Consider the following 16,926-nt stretch of genomic DNA (forward strand, 5'->3'; position numbering starts at 1 on the left):
GGTTGAGGCCGGGTTAAGGCCCGGCATTTTAGGGAATTTGGCCGCGTTATGGCGTTTCAGCGTTCGCGCAGCGCCTCGTTCGCTTTGTAAAGCGGCTTGGTCAGATAGGTCAGGATCGTCTTGCCGCCGGTCTGCAATTCCACCTCGGCTTGCATGCCCGGACGGATTTCCAGCGATTTCTGGCGCTCGGTGAACTGGCCGCGGTCCACGGCCAGCGTCACCTTGTAATGCGCCTCGGCGTCGGGGTTGCGGGCGTGTTCGTCCTTGAAGGTGTCGGCCGAAACAAAGGTCACGGTGCCCTTGAGGCTGCCGAAAATCGTGTAGTCGTAGGCCGAAAGCTTGACAGTGGCGGTCTGACCCATGCGGACGGCAGCAATGTCGCGGGGTTTGACCTTGGCCTCGACGAACAGCTCTTCGCCCAGAGGAATGATCTGAAGGATCTCTTCACCAGGGCGTACCACGCCACCAATGGTGGTGACCGATAGCTTGTTGACCACGCCGTGCAAGGGGGCCCGCAGGGTGGTGCGCGACAGCTGGTCTTGCGACAACTTGCGCTGCTGTCGCAGCGAGGCCAATTCGCCCTGGGTCTTTGAATAATCGGTCGCGCGTTCCTTTTCAGAGGTGGTGATCGCCTCGCTCAGCTTGTTCTTGGCGTCGGAATGGGCCTTCTTGGCGCGTGTCAACTCGATCAGCGGGGCGATTTCGCGGTCAAACATGCGCTGGATCAGCTCCAGTTCCTTGGCGGTCTGTTCGGCCACGGCCTCAGTCCCCTCGACGCGGGCCTGATATTCGGTCAGCCGCGCGGACAGAAGCGCGCGCTCCGACGCCGCAATGGCGGGCACGCGGGCGTCCAGATCAGGCGGCAGGTCAAAATTGGCCTCGCCTGCCATCTCGGCCTCAAGCCGCAGGCGGCGGATTTCAAGCGCCGCGATCTGGTCGTCCAATTCGTCCACAGTGGCCTGATACTGGGTGCCGTAAAGCCGGGCGAGAATCTGGCCGTCCTCGACAATATCGCCTTCGGCAACGTTCAGTTCGGCCAGAATGCCGCCTTCAAGGTTCTGAATGATCTGCGGGCGTGAGGACGAGACAACCTGCCCCGGCGCGCGCACGATTTCGTCCACCCAAGCAAAGGCGGCCCAGATGATGAAGATGACAAGAGTCGCGGCGATGGCCCAGATCACAACGCTGGGGCCCCGGCTACGCCCGACAAGTTCGTCTTCATAATCCAGTGCGGTCATCCCTTGGCTCCTACCTGAGCCTTGGCCAGATGGGCCAGAACCTGATCGCGGGGGCCGTCCACGGCGAGTTTGCCGTTTTGCAAGATCAGCGTGCGGCTGGTCAGTTGCAGGATCGGCACGCGGTGGGTGGCGATGATGGCGGTGCGGCCTTGCAGCCAAGTGCCAAGCCGGGACACAAGGGTGTTTTCAAGCGTTTGGTCCAGCGCCGACGTGGGCTCGTCCAGAAGCGCCACCGCCGGGTCTTGCAGCCAGATGCGCGCCCAGCCGATGGATTGGCGCTGGCCGACCGAAAGGCCCTCGCCCATTTCCTTGATCTCCAGATCCAGCCCGCGCGGATGGTTGCGCACAAAGGGGCCAAGGCCTGAGAAATCCAGCGCGTCGAACAGCCGGGCGTCGTCGCGTTCAAGTTGGGTAAGGTTCAGGTTGTCGCGCAGCGTGCCGGCAAACAGGCGCACATCCTGACCAAGATAGCCAACGCTGCGGCGCAGATCGCGGGGGTGCAGCTGGTCGATGTCCACGCCGTCCAAGAGGATGCGGCCCTTGCCGGGTTCATAAAGCCCGGCCAGAACCCGCAAGAGGGTGGATTTGCCCGACCCATTGGCCCCAAGCACCGCCACGTGCTGGCCTTGGGGAATGGCGAGGGCGCCAATCTCGACGATCGGGGCGGATTGCGCGTCATAGCGGAATTCCAGATTGCGCAGCTCATAGGCACCTGCAAGGCGGCTGCGGCGCAGGTAGTGACGGCCTTCCTCTTCATGCTGGCGCGCGTTGGCGATGGCGTCGAGCCCTTCGAGCGCGGATTTGACATTGGTTCATTTTGCCAGGGTGGAAGATAGTCCGGCCAGTGGGCCAAGGGTTCGCCCGGTCAGGATGCCGATGGCGATGATGGTGCCGACGGTGAAGTCGCCGACAAAGACAAGGAAGGCCCCGAAGATCACCGCCACGACATAGGTTGCCTGCTGCACGGCAGCGGCCCAATAGCCCAGAATGGCAGTGATCTTGCGCTGATCGGCCGAGTTGGCGGCAGAAAGTGCGGTCAACTCGTTCCAGATGCGCTTGATGCGATCTTCGCCGCGCTGGGTGGTGACAGTTTCGGCCTCGAAAACCGCCTCATAGAGCAGGCGCGAGGATTTCTGGCTGGCACCTTGGCTGGCGGCGGTCAGCGCCATCATCTTCTTTTGCAACAGAAAACCCGGGAGCACCATCAAGATGCCACCGATCACAAGGACCCAGACCAGATTGCCGCCGATCGAGGCGACGAGGGCAAGGAAGATCAAGATAAAGGGCAAGTCAGCCAGCGTGCCGATTGTAGACGAGGTGAAAAACTCGCGCACCGAAGAGAATTCGCGCATGGCGGTGAAAACCTGGCTGGGCGATGTCTGCCCGGGCCCGGTTTTCATGCCCAAAAGCTTGCCCATCAGGCGGCTTTGCATCGTCAACTCGACGCGTTTGCCTGTGATGTCCATCAGGCCAGAGCGGGCGAGTTTCAACGCCCCTTCCAGCCCGATGGCCAAAAGCGCACCAAGGGCGAGAACCCAAAGCGTAGCCTGAGATTGATAGGGGATCACGCGGTCATAGACCTGCATGGAAAAGAGCGATACTGACACCGCCAGAAGGTTCGCCACAAGGCTGGCGGCGGCGACTTCAAGCATCTGGCGGCGGTAATGCTGCAGTTCCGACCAGAACCAATGGCGCTTGCGGGCGCTGACCTCGTGGCGCTTTTCCAGCTCGGCCAGCGTGATCTTGGCGCGCAGGATGCGCCCGGTAAAGACCTGCGAAAAGTCCGATGCCGGGACTTCGGCGCGCATGTCTGGGCAGGTGGTGTCGTAGATCTGCACACAAGTATCGTCGCGCGACAGGACCAGCACGATCTGGCCCGAGGTCATTTCGGCCAAGGCGGGCAGGTGGCGCTCGTTCAGCGTCCCGACCCCTTCGAGCGTGGCCGCCAACCCGCAAGCCCCAAGGGCTGCGGAGAGGTCTGCCAAGCCAAGCGCGCCCGTTGTCGGGTCGGGCTGCAAGGATTCGACAAGATCTGCAACGGCCAGATCATGGCCGATCAGCCCGGCATAGACCGAGGCCAGTTGCGCGCGAGCCAGCGCGCGGTTGCTGTGGCGCGGTGTGCTGGGGCGGTCTGGGGCGGCGGGCCGTAGGGCGGGCCCGCGGCTGGTGGCGTTCATCTCGAAGGCAACAACCTTATCCGTCACAGCCGTGCCCCATCCACAAGCAGGCCGCGGTCGCGGGCGATTTCAATTTCGAGCAAAGCGATTTCGTACTGCAGCGCCACTTGATCGCGCTCCAGTCTGGCGAAGCTGTCATATTGGCTGACAAGTTCCAGCAGGCTGCGGCGGCCGACTTTGTACTGCTCGACAAACAGCGACAGGTTGCTTTCGGTCTGGGCCACCACTGTGGCGCCCTGTGCCATACGGCTTTCCAACTGGGCGATCTGGCGTTCCAGCGCGACGATGCGCCGTTCGGCGCTCTCGGCCGCCTCGGCGCTGCGGCGGGCGACGACATCGGCGGTGGCGTCAAGCGCGGCAAACTCCGCGCGCGTGCCCATGCCCAAAAGCCCCGATCCACCAAGCCGCAGGCCGGGGGTCAAGCCATCGCCCGTCAGGTCAGCATTGGCGCTGAGACCGGGCAAGAGCCCCGCCCTTGCGATGTGGCTTTCGGCGATGCTGCGTTCACCCTCGCCGCGGGTTTTGACGACTGAAAGCGGTTCACTGCGATGGCCTCGCACGGCAAGCCGATCAATCCCGCGCAGCCCGGCAAGCCCCGGTGCTGACATGGCGTTCAACTCGGCCATGGCCGAGATTTCGGCCTCGCGGTCGGTGGCGGCAGTGGCCTGCATTTCGGCAAGATGCTGCGCGATGATCTGCTGTTCGGTGTTGTCGGACATGCCGCCGCTGACGCGCTGACGCATCACCTCGGCAAAGCCCTCCATGCGGCCATAGGCTTTGGTCGACAGCGCCCCTTGGGCACGGGCGCGCTCGGCGCGGATGTAATGCGTCAGGCCTTCATAGATGCGCTGATTGATATCGGTCGACAGCGTGACGGCGGCCACTTCGACATCGGCGGCGGCATAGGCGCGTTCGGCCTTGCGTCGGCCGTGATCAAACAGCGCCTGTTCCAGCAACAGGCCCGCCGCCAGCCCGTTCAGCGAGGTCAAGCTGACCGTGGGGCCAAGCTTGGGCCACCAGTTCTTGGCTCGCGCCTCGGACCGCAGCCGCGCGATGCGCAATTCAGCCGCGGCAGTGCCGGAATCGGCCTTGAGAACCGCATCAGCGACCCGGGCATAGGCCCCGCCGGGCGGCAGGACTGACCGGCGGGCTTGCAGATCGGAAATCAGGGCAGATCCACCCTCGGCGGGACTGTCCACCCCCCCCCGCGCCAGCCCCGCTGGGGTCTGGTTGGCACGGCTGGCAAAGCCGCCCTCTGCGCCGCTGAACCCGACGCAGCCCCCCAAAAGGACGGCCGTCAGGGCAAGCGCGGCCAGTGTCCGGGCAGGGGGTCTGCTCCCCGCGCCGGACCCGATGATGCGGTCCATGGGCATGATGCCTGTCTCCGCCGGCGATCAGACGCCGGTTGCGTTGACTTGGATGTCCTCGTCGATCAGCACCGAAGGCCCGTTGGCACCCAGCGTGTAAAGCTTGAAGCCGTCTGGAGCATTCGCGACGCTGGTGACACCCGAGATATTGACGATGTCATCGGTTCCACCCACCACGGTCAGTTGCTTGTCCGCCCCAGTCAGCGCCAGAACCTGTGCGGGCGTGATCGTCAGGTTGGCATCTGCTGCCGACAGGTCGATCGTGCCGAAGTCAAAGGTCTGCAGCCCGCTGCGCGACAGGTCCACCACCACTTCGCCGGTGGTGTTGCGCAGGTAAAGCGTGCTGGACTCGTTGCCTGCCGCATCCTCGTTGTTGATGACAAGGTAGGTGCCATCAGGGATAGCCGCACCGAACATGGCCCAGTTGGCGTTCACGGTTTGGCCGCCGACCTCTACCGTGCCCCTGAACTCGGACGCCGGGGTGATTTCAGTTGCCGTGCCCGCCGCGTTGACGGTGCGATAGGTGTAATCATCGGCCGAGACAGCGGTGGCGATACCGATCAGCTGGTTGCCCATCCCCGCATCGCCGACGCGCACCGGGTCTGCCGGAGCGACGGTGTCGACCCGGACGGTTTCAGCGTCCAGATGGCGGACGTTGCCGACCCAATCCCGGGCCGAGACTTGCACGGTGACTGGGATGTCATTGCCTTCGGGCAAGCGATTGTTCGGAACGGTGATGCTCCAAGTGCCGTTGGCGGTGGCGGTCGTCTCGATCGGAGCGCCGTTGTTGACGCGGACCCAGACCGTTGAGTTGGCCTCCACCGTGCCGGTGAGGGTCACCCCTGCGGCGGCCTCGGCGGCGTTGATGTAGCCATCGCCGCCAATTTGGCCGCCCCCACGGGTCAGCGGGGTGACGATGCGGTCAATCGCGACGTTCTGGGTTAGGGTGCTGGACAGGTTGTCATATTGGTCACGGGCGGTCGCCGTGACTTGCACGGAGGTCTGGCCCGCCGGGATGGCTGAGGCCGGAACGGTGGCCGTCCAGACCCCGTTCGCGCCGACGGTCACGGCACTGGCGGGCAGAGTCATATCGCCCCATTTCACGGTGACAGTGGAGCCGGGTTCGACAGTGCCGGTGATGGTGACGCCGTTCAGCGCCTCCATCGCGTTGACCGCGTCGGCGCCGGCTGCAAGGCTTGTTAGGTCATCCACCGCAGTCAGGCGGAAGTTTTGCACCTCGGTGTCGATCTGGATCGTGTGGCTGGTGGTGGCCGTGTTGCCAGCGGTGTCTGTCGCTTGCACCTGCACCGTGCCGGTGCGGGTGGTGAGGCCAAAGTTGGCAAAGGCAAAGGGGGCAGTCCAAGCGCCGTCGCCATTGGCGGTGACAGTGATGGATTGGCCTTCGAACGTGACTTTCACCGTCGCCCCCGGATCCGCAGTGCCGGTCAGGTTGAAGCTGCGGCTTTCCGACAGGGTCATGCGATCGTCGCCGCCGATCTGCCCGGCGGTCACATCCACCTCGGCTAGGGTGTCGATGGCGATGGTCTGGTTCAGCACCGTCTTGTTGCCCAGCGCGTCGGTGGCCGTGATGACGGCGGGCAGTTCGTAATACTGTCCAGCCGCGATCTGGGTTTTGGCAAAGGTGACCGACCATTGGCCGTTTTGGCCGACTGTGGTGGTTTGTGTGTGACCGTTGATGACCACCTTGATCTCGGCGCCCACCTCCCCTGTGCCGCCAAGGCTGACGCCATTGGCATATTCTGCAAGGTTTTCAATGTCGTTCTGCGTGGTCGTGCCAAAGCTGGTCTGCACGGCCGGGGGCGTCATATCGATGATGAAACCCGGTCCGGTCAGGTTGTGCGTCACGCCATTGGGTTGGCTCACCACCACCGAGGCGGTGTGTGACCCATCACCGGGCAACCCGTCAGAGGGGTAGGTCACCGACCAAGTGCCGTTCGGTCGGATTGTCGTCTCTTCGATCACCCCGCCAATCGTCACCTTGACCCGATCGCCAGGCTCGCCCGTGCCGGTCACGGTGATTGAGGGGTTGGTGGTGTTGGTCGTTAACGGATCGGCGTCTTGGGCGTCAACGGTCGGCGGGCGGCGCGTGTCGTCGCCGTCATCATCGCCGTCATCGTCGTCATCGCCGCCAGTGTCGTCGTCATCATCATCGCCGCCGCCGTCACCGCCCGTGCCGCCGCCGTTGCTTCCGCCGCCGCCGCCACCGCCGCCGATCACGGCCGCGCCGCCAACAACTGCCGCTGCGGCACCAAGGCCACCGGCGCCGCCCATCAGGCCGGGCACCAAAGCTGCCATACCGGCGGGCTCGTCCGAGGCACCAACGGCCCCCGCGACGCCATCAGCATCCGCAAAGCGCAGATCATCGAGTGGGCTCCACTTATCCCAGCCTTGCACCGCGCCGTATTCGGCAAAGAGCGCGCCATCGCCGGTGTTCGAAATCAGAACCTCGGTGATGGTGCCGTTGTCAGACAGGTAAAGCTTGTTTTGGCCTGCGGCGGCTTCGTCGAAGTAGCCCGAAAGCAGGATGCTGCGCCCATCGGCAAGCTGGATGACAAGGTCATTGCCCTGCTTTTCATACCCAATGATTGAGGCCCTGGACAGGTTCAGCGAGATGCTGTCGCCCGAACCGACCTGAATGAAATTGCCCTGACCCTCACCAGCCACGCTGCCAAGTTGGGAACCGCCCGCAAAATCGCGGACAGCGAAATCAATCGCTGCAACCATAATACCACTCCGCCTCAAGACCGAACTGATGTGCCCGGCATATTGTTATGGGCCCGTCTTTTGCGGGCCGCTTGGCACGATCAATATTCGGGAACGAACACAATTTCTAGTATTGACTGCGAAAAAGCTCACATTTAGTCACATTTAGTCAGAAACATGGTAAATATTATGGCTTTTCGGCGACAGTTGGCCACGTGAACCCCTGCCTAGGTCCTTGGTCAGATGGCGCGGTTGGAAGGCGTACTTCGAGGGTCGGGGCAGGCTGTCACGCCCAATTGGGGTGCCGGAGGTGATTTCTGCTTTACTGACCCGGCGTTTCGGGCTTTTTCAGCGGTATGGCTGGACAGACAGAGACATTGATCGAAACGATCTTGCAGTGGATCGACATCGGGCGGTTGAAGCCGGGCGATCTGATCGACGATGCCGCACTGGTCGCCGAGTTCTCGGTGTCCCGCACCCCGGTGCGCGAGGCGCTTTTGCAGCTTGAGGCGGTTGGCCTGATCCGCCGCCATCCCCGCAAAGGGGCTACGCTGTTTCGGCCCACGCTGGAAGAGTTCCTCGCCATTCTGGAGGTGCACGCCAAACTTGAAGGGCAGGCGGCAGGTCTGGCGGCAAGGCGGCTGTCCACCGGATGGGCCGCACGGCTTGAGGCAGCGGTTCTGGCCTGCGAGGCCCATGCGGCTGAAAAGGGCGATTCCGATCCAGACGGCTATTATCAGTTGAACCTGCGATTTCACGAAACCGTGGCGCTGGCGGCAGGCAACCCGTTCCTGACCGAAATGATCAAGACCAATGCGCGCAAGCTTTTGGCCTATTACCGAGCGCGCTATCACTATGCGGGGGCCATCGCCCAATCGGCCCGCGAACACCGCGCGATCGCCCAACTGATCGAGGCGCGTGATGCGGACGCGGCCGAGGCGCTGATGCAGCGCCATGTGCAGTTCGATCAGATCACCGCGATGGATCTGTTGGCGGCGCTGTCGTGATCGCGTGCCACTCCAAAGGTCTTGAACCGTTGCGCAGCGGCTGGCCGAGGACGCCTCCGGCGGGAGTATTTGGGCCAAGATGAAATTGGGGTGAAAAAAGCTGGGCAGGCCGATCTTGTGCGGTCAACTGCCGATCGGCTGCGCGCGGGCTTTTAAGGCCTGCAGCCAGGCCAGCCCATGCACGGTGGCGCGGGCGGGTCGGTATTCGGCGGCGATCCAGCCGTTATAGCCCATGGCGTCAACCTCGGAGCAAAGGCCGGTCAAATCGAACCCGCCGCCGCCCGGTTCGTTGCGGCTGGGAAAGCCGGCGATCTGGATATGGGAGACCTGCGCTTTATGACGGTCCCAGACCGCTTGAGCCTGCCCTTCGATCCGGGCGGCGTGCCACAGGTCAAACTGCAGACCGACCTGCGCCAAGCCCAGATCATCCAGAATTCGCGCGGCCTGATCGAAGTCGTTTAGGAAATACCCCGGCATGTCATCGGGGTTCAGCGGTTCGATCACCAGCCGCTGATCTGGTGCTTGCGCCGCTGCCCAAGCGAGGTTCTCGACGAACACCTGTTCGGCCTGCGGCCCCTTGGCCACCCCCGCCATCACATGGAGCCGTGCTGCCCCCAGCCGGTTGGCCAGATCGGCGCCGCGCAGAAAGCTGTCGCGAAACCGTGTTTCCTGTCCCGGCACAGCGGCAAAGCCGCGGTCCCCCGAGACCCAATCCCCCGGCGGGGTGTTCACCAGCGCCAAGGGCAGCCCGGCCAGCGCCGTTTGCCAATCGGTCACCGCATGGTCATAGGGAAACAAAACCTCGACCCCGTCAAACCCGGCCTGTGCCGCCAGCCCCGGCCGATCCAGCATCGGAACTTCGGTAAAGAGCATGGTCAGGTTGGCGGCAAAACGGGGCATTCAATACAAATCCGCAGATGGGATGACAGGAAAGAATCGACCCGAGGACCAGAGGCCAAACCAGCCCTGCCCGTCAACCGTTTCATGGGTGCCGAGATCAATCAGACGGTAAAAGGATTTGCGGTCGATGCGCGCCCAAAGCCCGCGGCGCACGTGGACATAGGGCGAGGGCTCACCCGTTGTCGCGTCACGCTCGACCCGAATCGGGTTGTCGGCCCCGGCCACCACCTTATCTTCGGTTTTGGTGAAAAAGGTCAGGGTCTGGTCTTTGCCAGCGCCCTCTACCTCAAAATCTACGGCATGCAGCGGCGCATCCTCGACCACGATGCCGACCTTTTCCACCGGGGTGACGAGATAATACTTGCCGTCTTCCAGTTTGAGGATCGTTGAGAAGAGTTTCACCATCGGTGCGCGCCCAATCGGGGTGCCTTGGTAGAACCAGGTCCCGTCCCGCGCGATGCGCATGTCGATGTCGCCGCAGAAATCCGGGCTCCACAGATGCACCGGCGGTGGCCCCTTTTTGGCGACGCCCGACACCGCCGACATTAGCCCGTCGGCGGAGGGTTTCACGATGAATTGTGCATCTTCGGCTTTTGCCATTTGTGCCCGGCCCTATGTTGCGGTCATATGCACATATAAACGCTTGCGGAGGAATGTCATGGCCGAACCCCAAACTCAGGTTGCCGGGCTGGTTGCCGAGATCGAAGCCTTGGGCAGCAGGCTGGGCGAGGCCCGTGCCTCGGTTGCGCGGCGGTTCATTGGGCAGGAGACGGTGGTCGATCAGGTTCTGGCGGCCATGCTTTGCGGGGGCCATGCGCTCTTGGTCGGTTTGCCGGGGCTGGGCAAGACCATGCTGGTCGATACGCTCTCTACTGTGATGGGCCTGAAGTCGAACCGCATCCAGTTCACGCCCGATCTGATGCCGGCCGATATTCTGGGCTCGGAAGTGTTGGAAACTGCCGCCGATGGCAGCCGCAGCTTTCGCTTTCTGGAAGGTCCGGTCTTTTGCCAGCTTTTGATGGCCGATGAGATCAACCGCGCCAGCCCGCGCACGCAATCGGCGTTGTTGCAGGCGATGCAGGAAAAAGAGGTGACGATTGCCGGGCAGCATCGCCCGCTGGGCCGTCCGTTCCATGTGTTGGCCACGCAAAACCCCATCGAGCAGGAGGGCACCTATCCCTTGCCCGAAGCGCAGTTGGACCGGTTTTTGTTGCAGGTGAATGTTGATTACCCCACCCGTGCTGCGGAACGGGAGATCCTTTTGGCCACCACTGGTGCAACCGAGGCGGCCGCCCATGCGGTGTTTGATGCCGAAGGGCTTTTGGCGGCGCAGTCGGTCTTGCGGCGGATGCCGGTCGGCGATGCGGTGGTGGAGGCGATTTTGGATCTGGTGCGCGCCTGTCGTCCGGGTGAGCCGGAGGGCGCGGATCTGGCCGGATCTTTGGCTTGGGGGCCGGGGCCGCGGGCGGCGCAAGCCTTGATGCTGACGGTCCGGGCGCGGGCGCTTTTGGACGGTCGGCTTGCGCCGTCAATCGCTGATGTGGCTGCTATGGCGCGCCCCGTGTTGGAGCACCGGATGGCGCTTTCCTTTGCCGCACGGGCGCGGGGGGAAACCCTGACCGGGTTGATTGACCGCGTGACCACCCGCACCTTGCGCCTTGAGGCCGCCGCTTGACACTGGCCGCCGACCCAAAAGCACCCTTGCGCGCCGAGGCTGAGCTTCTTGGCCAGTCTTTGCCCGCGCTTTTGGCCGAGGCCGAGATGCTGGCGCAGACGGTGATGCTGGGCGAACACGGTCGCAAGCGGGCGGGGCAGGGCGACGAGTTCTGGCAGTATCGCGCCGCCCATGCGGGGGATAGTGCGCGGGCGATTGACTGGCGCCGCTCGGCACGGGCTGACACGCCGTTTGTGCGTGAGCGTGAATGGCAAGCCGCGCAATCGGTGACGCTGTGGGCTGACCCCTCGCGCAGCATGGGGTTTTCAGGCGATGCCGCGCGGCCGACCAAGGGCGGGCGGGCCAAGGTATTGGCGCTGGCCTTGGGGATTTTGCTGTTGAAGGGCGGCGAGCGGGTGGGGCTGGCAGGCCAGCCGCCGCGCCCCGGCCGGGCGCAGATTGTCACCTTGGCCAATGGCTTGGCCGAGGGGGCCGAGGATTATGGTCTGCCCGATGCCAGTGGCCTTGTTTCCCATGGTCGGGCCGTGTTCCTGTCCGATTTTCTGGGGCCGCTCGAGGGGTTGGAAACCGCGCTGGCCTTTGCTGCCGATCGCGGGGTGCGCGGGGTCTTGGTGCAAATCCTTGATCCGGCGGAGGAGGAATTTCCTTTCTCAGGCCGCACAGTGTTTCAATCCATGGGCGGCAGTCTCAGCCATGAAACCCAAAGCGCCGCTGCCCTGCGCGAGCGGTATCTGGCGCGGCTCGCGGAGCGCAAGGATCGTCTGACCGCCCTGTCGCGCGCCGTGGGCTGGCATTGCGCCTGCCACCACAGCGGCGATCCGGCACAATCGGCGCTCCTCTGGGCCTATCAGGCGCTGGCGGGGGGCAAGCGATGACCTTTGGTCCCCTGGCCTTTGCCGCGCCCGGGCTTCTTTTGGCGCTGATCGCGCTGCCGATCCTGTGGCTGTTGCTGCGGGCCATTCCGCCTGCCCCCATTCGCCGCCGCTTTCCGGCTGTCGCCTTGATGCTGGGGCTGAAGGATGAGGATCGCCAAGCCGACAAGACGCCGTGGTGGTTGTTGCTGCTCAGGATGCTCGCGGTGGCGGCGGCGATCATTGGCTTTGCCGGGCCGGTTCTGAACCCCGATGCACGCCAGCCGGGCACCGGGCCTTTGCTGGTGCTTTTGGATGGCAGTTGGGCCGATGCCCGCGATTGGCCGCGCGCCCAAGCCCGCGCGGCGGCGGCTTTGGAAGAGGCCGCGCGCGCGGGGCGTCCCGCCGCCGTTGCGCGCCTGTCCGATGCGCCGCAGCCAATTGTGTTTTCCAACCCGACCGAGTGGCAGGGCCGACTGGCCGCGCTGCAGCCCGCGCCATGGGCGCCGGATCTTGAGCCTTGGACGGCTGTGCTGCCCGAAGGCGGATTTGACACGCTGTGGCTGTCAGATGGGCTGGACCATCCGGGCCGGGCCGAGCTTGCGGCCGAGCTTGCTGCGCGCGGTCAGGTGACCGCCGCGCTGTCGCCCCGTCCCGCCTATGGCCTGCGCCCCGCAACGCTGGCCGAGGGAAAAATCACCCTGACCGCCCTCCGCCTGCCAGATGCCGCCGGGGCCGAGTTGGAGGTCACCGCCCATGGTCCCGATCCGGCTGGGATTGACCGTGAGTTGGGCCGCGCGCGGCTGGTCTTTGCCCCCGGCAGCGGTGAGGCGGCGACCGAGTTGGATGTGCCGCCCGAATTGCGCAACCGGATCAACCGCTTTGCCCTTTTGGGCCAGCGCAGCGCGGGTGCGGTGGTGCTGACCGATGACAGTCTGAAACGCCGCAAGATCGCCGTGATCGACAACAGCGCCGACCGCGAGGGGCTGCAACTGTTGTCGCCGACCCATTACCTGCGCCAAGCACTGATGCCGGTGGCCGACCTAGTCGACGGCACCTTGACCGATATTCTGCCCGCCAAGCCCGATGTCATCATCCTCGCCGATGTCGCCCGCCTGACAGAGGCGGAAGAGGATGGCATTCTGGATTGGCTGGATGGCGGCGGGCTTTTGCTGCGCTTTGCTGGGCCGCGTCTGGCGGCCAGCGATCTGGCGCGCAGCGAAGAGGACCCGCTGATGCCGGTGCGCCTGCGCGAAGGCGGTCGGTCGGTGGGCGGCACCATGAGTTGGGGCGAGCCGAAGCCCTTGGCTGACTTTGCCGAGGAAAGCCCGTTTCATGGCTTGACCATTCCGGCGGATGTCACCGTCTCGCAGCAGGTTTTGGCCCAGCCCGACCCCGAACTTGGCGCGCGCACCATTGCTGCCTTGGCCGATGGCACACCGCTGGTGACCCGCAAAGCGGTGGGCGCGGGGCAGGTGGTGCTGGTGCATGTCACCGCCAATGTCGAATGGTCGAACCTGCCCCTGTCGGGGTTGTTCATGCAAATGCTGGAGCGGCTGGCGGTCTCGGCCCGCATCGGTGGCAGCGAAGGCGCGGTTGAGGGGCTGCTCTGGACGCCTGAGCGGCGGATGGACGGCTATGGCGATCTGGCCGAGCCGGGTGATCTGGGGGGCGTGGCTGGGGATGCGCTGGCCACAGCGCTGGTGGGCGGGCCGCGTGCTGATGCGCCGCCGGGCCTTTACCGCCATGAAGATCGGCTGGTGGCGCTGAACACATTGCCGCCCACGGCGACGCTGACCCCGGCCGCATGGCCTGCGGGCACCGCGATTGAAGGTCTGGGCGCGGCCCGCGCGCAGGCGCTGGGCGGTTGGCTTTTGGCGGCGGCTTTGGCGCTTTTGGTGGTGGATATTCTGGCCTCGGCCTTTGTGTCAGGGCGGATGCCGCGCTGGTCGCGGGCGGCGGCTGTGGTGCTGTTGGCGCTTGCGCTGCCTGTGCCGCAGGCGGGGGCACAAACCACCCCAGACCCCGCCTCCGATGCACGCGGGATTGAGGCGACGCGCGGGGTTGTGCTCGCACATGTGCTGACTGGCAATGCCGCTTTGGACGAAACCGCGGCCGCCGGTTTGCGGGGCCTTGGCGATCAGCTGTGGCTGCGCACCTCGGTCGAGCCCGAGCCGCCGATGGGCGTCAACCTTGAAACTGATGAATTGGGCTTTTTCCCCTTCCTATATTGGCCGATCACTCCTGATCAGCCCATCCCGTCAACCCGCGCCTATGGCAAGCTGAACGCCTTTTTGCGCACCGGGGGCATGATCCTCTTTGACACCCGCGATGCGGATATCGCGGGGTTGGGTGGGCTGACGCCCGAGGCCGAGATGCTGCAGCTTTTAGCCTCGGGTCTTGACGTGCCGCCTTTGGACATCTTGCCCGAAGACCACGTGCTGACCCGCACCTTCTATCTGTTGCAGGAATTTCCCGGCCGCCACACCAGCCCCGATCTTTGGGTCGAAGCCCCACCGCCTGACGCGGAAACCGCCGAGGGGATGCCGTTTCGCAACCTCAACGATGGGGTGACGCCGGTGATCATTGGCGGCAATGACTGGGCTGTGGCTTGGGCGGTCGATGGCGCAGGGGCGGCGATCTATCCGGTTGGTCGCGGTCTTGCGGGCCAAGACCAGCGCGAGTTGGCGTATCGCTTTGGCATCAACGTGGTGATGCATGTGCTGACCGGCAATTACAAATCCGATCAGGTCCATGTCCCGGCGCTCTTGGAGAGGTTGGGCGAATGAGCCGCACAGTGATCTTTGATCCCTTGGTGCCGCTGCCCTTGATCTGGGCGCTGGCGGCGGTGGCCGTGGTCCTGTTGGCCTTTGCCATCTGGCGCGGCTTGCGTGGATGGCCCTTACGTGGACTGGCGATGCTGGCCTTGGGGCTGGCGCTGGTGAATCCGTCCTTGCAGGAAGAGAACCGCAAGCCTTTGTCCGACATCATCCTTGCCGTGGTCGATGACAGCGCGAGCCAGCGCCTTTCAGACCGCCCCGCCCAAACCGAAGCGGCGCTGGCGAGCCTGTCAGCTGCGGTGGCCGCGCTGGAGAACACCGAACTGCGCGTGATCCGCTTTGCGGATGGGGCCAAAGATGCGGGCAGTCTGGCCATGACCGCGCTGGCCGAGGTGATTGCCGCCGAGCCGCGTGCGCGGATTGCCGGTGCGGTGATCATCACCGACGGGCAGGTGCATGATGCGGGCCTTGCCCCCAGCCTGCCTGCACCGCTGCATGTGCTGTTGACCGGGCGCGCCACCGATTGGGACCGTCGCCTTGTCATCACCGATGCCCCGGCCTTTGCTATCATCGGCGAGGAGTTCACGCTGAAGCTGCGCATCGAAGATCAGGGCGCAGCCCCCGCCTTGGGCCCTGAGGCCGAGATCACCATTGCCGTGGATGCCGAGGATCCGGTGACCTTCTCGGTGCCGGTCAACACCGATCTGGAACTGCCGGTGACCCTGCCGCATGGCGGACAAAACGTGCTGCATTTCTCGCTGGCCCCGGTGGAGGGCGAGTTGACCGACCGCAACAACGCCGCCGTGGTGCAGATCAACGGCGTGCGCGATCGGCTGCGGGTGCTCTTGGTCTCGGGTGAGCCGCATGCGGGCGAACGGGTTTGGCGCAACCTGTTGAAGTCAGACGCGGCGGTGGATCTGGTGCATTTCACCATTCTGCGCCCGCCGGAAAAGCAAGATGGCGTGCCGGTGGATGAATTGGCGCTGATTGCCTTCCCAACGCGGGAACTTTTCGTTGAAAAGATTGACGAATTTGATCTCATCATCTTTGACCGCTACCGGATGCGGGGCATCTTGCCGATGGAGTACATCGACAACGTGGTGTCCTATGTCCGTGGCGGCGGCACCGTTCTGGTGGCCGCTGGCCCCGAGTTTGGTGCGGTGGACAGCCTGTGGCGATCACCTTTGGCAGAAATTCTGCCCGTTGCACCCACCGCTCAGGTGATTGAAGAACCCTTCCGCCCCGCGCTGACCGAGCTTGGCCGCCGCCATCCGGTGACCGAGGGACTGGAGGCGCTGGCGCCCGAGGGGGGCTGGGGCCGCTGGTTCCGGCTGGCCGAGGTGGAACTTTTGCGCGGACAGGTGGCAATGTCTGGGCCGGGGGATCGGCCTTTGCTGGTGCTCGACCGGGTGGACGAGGGCCGGATCGCGGTTCTGGCGTCAGACCATGCTTGGCTCTGGGGCCGGGGGTTTGAAGGCGGCGGGCCGCAGTTGGAACTGATGAAACGGCTGGCGCATTGGATGCTGAAAGAGCCGGAACTGGAAGAAGAGGCGCTGATGGCCGCCTCCAATGGCGATGTGCTGACGCTGACCCGCCGCACGATCAAGGAAGAACCGCCCGGCGTGCTGACGATCACCGCGCCGGATGGGACGGTGACCGAGTTGAATCTGGCGCAGCTTTCGCCCGGTCGGTTCCAGATCGACTGGCAGGCGCCGATGGTCGGGCTTTATCGGCTGGAGCAGGATGATCTGACGCGGGTGGTCGCCGTTGGCCCTTCTGCTCCGCGTGAGTTTGTCGAAACGCTGGCCTCGCCCGTCCTTCTACAGCCGGTGGTCGACACGGTGCAGGGCGGGATGCCGCGGCTGGAAGAGGGGTTCCCGGCCTTGCGCGCGGTGCGCGAAGGCCGCCCAGCGGCTGGGCGCGGCTGGCTGGGCTATACCCCGCGCGGGGCCTATGTGACCGAAGACCTGCGCATCTCGCCCTTGGTGCCGGGCTGGCTGGTGCTGCTTCTGGCCGCAGGGCTTGCGGTGGCGGCGTGGCTTGCCGAAGGGCGCAGACGGATCACGGCGGGCTGAGGGGGGGCTGACTGACCGCCGCATCCACGTGACCCCTTAGGCGTGATCCCCCGCAACACAGGCCGCAATGCGTCCTGCCAAGACGTGCAATGCCACCCCACATCGAGAGAGGGGCGGCATGCTCAATATTCT

Annotated in this window: 13 protein-coding genes; 6 read left to right on the forward strand and 7 right to left on the reverse strand. The window is 64.5% G+C overall.

Annotation, left to right across the window (positions count from 1 at the left end; translation table 11 throughout):
* Positions 1-56: 56 nt before the first annotated feature.
* Positions 57-1,238, reverse strand: coding sequence for a beta-barrel domain-containing protein (locus AC72UB_RS01110; RefSeq protein WP_505188139.1), 1,182 nt, complete (start codon positions 1,236-1,238; stop codon positions 57-59).
* Positions 1,235-1,855, reverse strand: coding sequence for an ATP-binding cassette domain-containing protein (locus AC72UB_RS01115; RefSeq protein ID WP_505188140.1), 621 nt, complete (start codon positions 1,853-1,855; stop codon positions 1,235-1,237). The genes AC72UB_RS01110 and AC72UB_RS01115 overlap by 4 nt, the downstream gene beginning before the upstream one ends.
* Here AC72UB_RS01115 and AC72UB_RS01120 point away from each other — a divergent pair, their 5' ends adjacent.
* A complete protein-coding gene (locus AC72UB_RS01120; RefSeq protein ID WP_505188141.1) occupies positions 1,856-2,074 on the forward strand; it encodes a hypothetical protein in 219 nt (72 codons plus the stop codon).
* Here AC72UB_RS01120 and AC72UB_RS01125 read toward each other — a convergent pair.
* From AC72UB_RS01125 to AC72UB_RS01135, 3 genes are read right to left on the reverse strand one after another with little or no spacing between them, the layout of a single operon-like run.
* On the reverse strand, positions 2,051-3,442 hold the full coding sequence (locus AC72UB_RS01125; RefSeq protein ID WP_505188142.1) for an ABC transporter transmembrane domain-containing protein: 1,392 nt from the start codon (positions 3,440-3,442) through the stop codon (positions 2,051-2,053). The two genes, AC72UB_RS01120 and AC72UB_RS01125, sit on opposite strands and share 24 nt — an antisense overlap.
* A complete protein-coding gene (locus AC72UB_RS01130; protein WP_505188143.1) occupies positions 3,439-4,782 on the reverse strand; it encodes a TolC family protein in 1,344 nt (447 codons plus the stop codon). The genes AC72UB_RS01125 and AC72UB_RS01130 overlap by 4 nt, the downstream gene beginning before the upstream one ends.
* A gap of 27 nt (positions 4,783-4,809) precedes the next feature.
* The gene (locus AC72UB_RS01135; RefSeq protein WP_505188144.1) at positions 4,810-7,527 is read right to left on the reverse strand and encodes an Ig-like domain-containing protein; all 2,718 of its coding nucleotides are present in this window, start codon (positions 7,525-7,527) and stop codon (positions 4,810-4,812) included.
* Positions 7,528-7,862: 335 nt separating this feature from the next.
* Here AC72UB_RS01135 and AC72UB_RS01140 point away from each other — a divergent pair, with 335 nt between their 5' ends.
* Complete coding sequence (locus tag AC72UB_RS01140; RefSeq protein WP_505188145.1) at positions 7,863-8,513, forward strand: GntR family transcriptional regulator; 651 nt, start codon at positions 7,863-7,865, stop codon at positions 8,511-8,513.
* Positions 8,514-8,636: 123 nt separating this feature from the next.
* On the opposite strand, the gene AC72UB_RS01145 is transcribed toward AC72UB_RS01140, so the two are convergent.
* Positions 8,637-9,413 carry a hydroxypyruvate isomerase family protein gene (locus AC72UB_RS01145; RefSeq protein WP_505188146.1) on the reverse strand — a complete coding sequence of 259 codons (777 nt, stop codon included), beginning with the start codon at positions 9,411-9,413 and terminating at the stop codon, positions 8,637-8,639.
* Positions 9,414-10,013, reverse strand: a complete 600-nt coding sequence (locus AC72UB_RS01150) for a DUF1285 domain-containing protein (protein WP_505188147.1) — start codon at positions 10,011-10,013, stop codon at positions 9,414-9,416.
* A gap of 58 nt (positions 10,014-10,071) precedes the next feature.
* Between AC72UB_RS01150 and AC72UB_RS01155 the strand changes: the two genes are divergently transcribed.
* The 4 genes from AC72UB_RS01155 to AC72UB_RS01170 are packed head-to-tail and all read left to right on the forward strand — an operon-like array spanning position 10,072 to position 16,794.
* Positions 10,072-11,088, forward strand: coding sequence for an AAA family ATPase (locus AC72UB_RS01155; RefSeq protein WP_505188148.1), 1,017 nt, complete (start codon positions 10,072-10,074; stop codon positions 11,086-11,088).
* A gap of 2 nt (positions 11,089-11,090) precedes the next feature.
* Positions 11,091-11,963, forward strand: a complete 873-nt coding sequence (locus AC72UB_RS01160) for a DUF58 domain-containing protein (RefSeq protein WP_505188395.1) — start codon at positions 11,091-11,093, stop codon at positions 11,961-11,963.
* Positions 11,960-14,728: a DUF4159 domain-containing protein gene (locus AC72UB_RS01165; RefSeq protein ID WP_505188149.1), complete on the forward strand. Its 2,769-nt coding sequence runs from the start codon at positions 11,960-11,962 to the stop codon at positions 14,726-14,728. The genes AC72UB_RS01160 and AC72UB_RS01165 overlap by 4 nt, the downstream gene beginning before the upstream one ends.
* Positions 14,725-16,794, forward strand: a complete 2,070-nt coding sequence (locus tag AC72UB_RS01170) for a hypothetical protein (protein WP_505188150.1) — start codon at positions 14,725-14,727, stop codon at positions 16,792-16,794. Before AC72UB_RS01165 ends, AC72UB_RS01170 begins: the two co-directional genes overlap by 4 nt.
* The last annotated feature ends 132 nt before the right edge of the window (positions 16,795-16,926 follow it).

This window comes from Allotabrizicola aquatica (SeqCode), from assembly GCF_965194375.1.
In the GTDB taxonomy this organism is placed as follows: domain Bacteria; phylum Pseudomonadota; class Alphaproteobacteria; order Rhodobacterales; family Rhodobacteraceae; genus Tabrizicola_A; species Tabrizicola_A aquatica.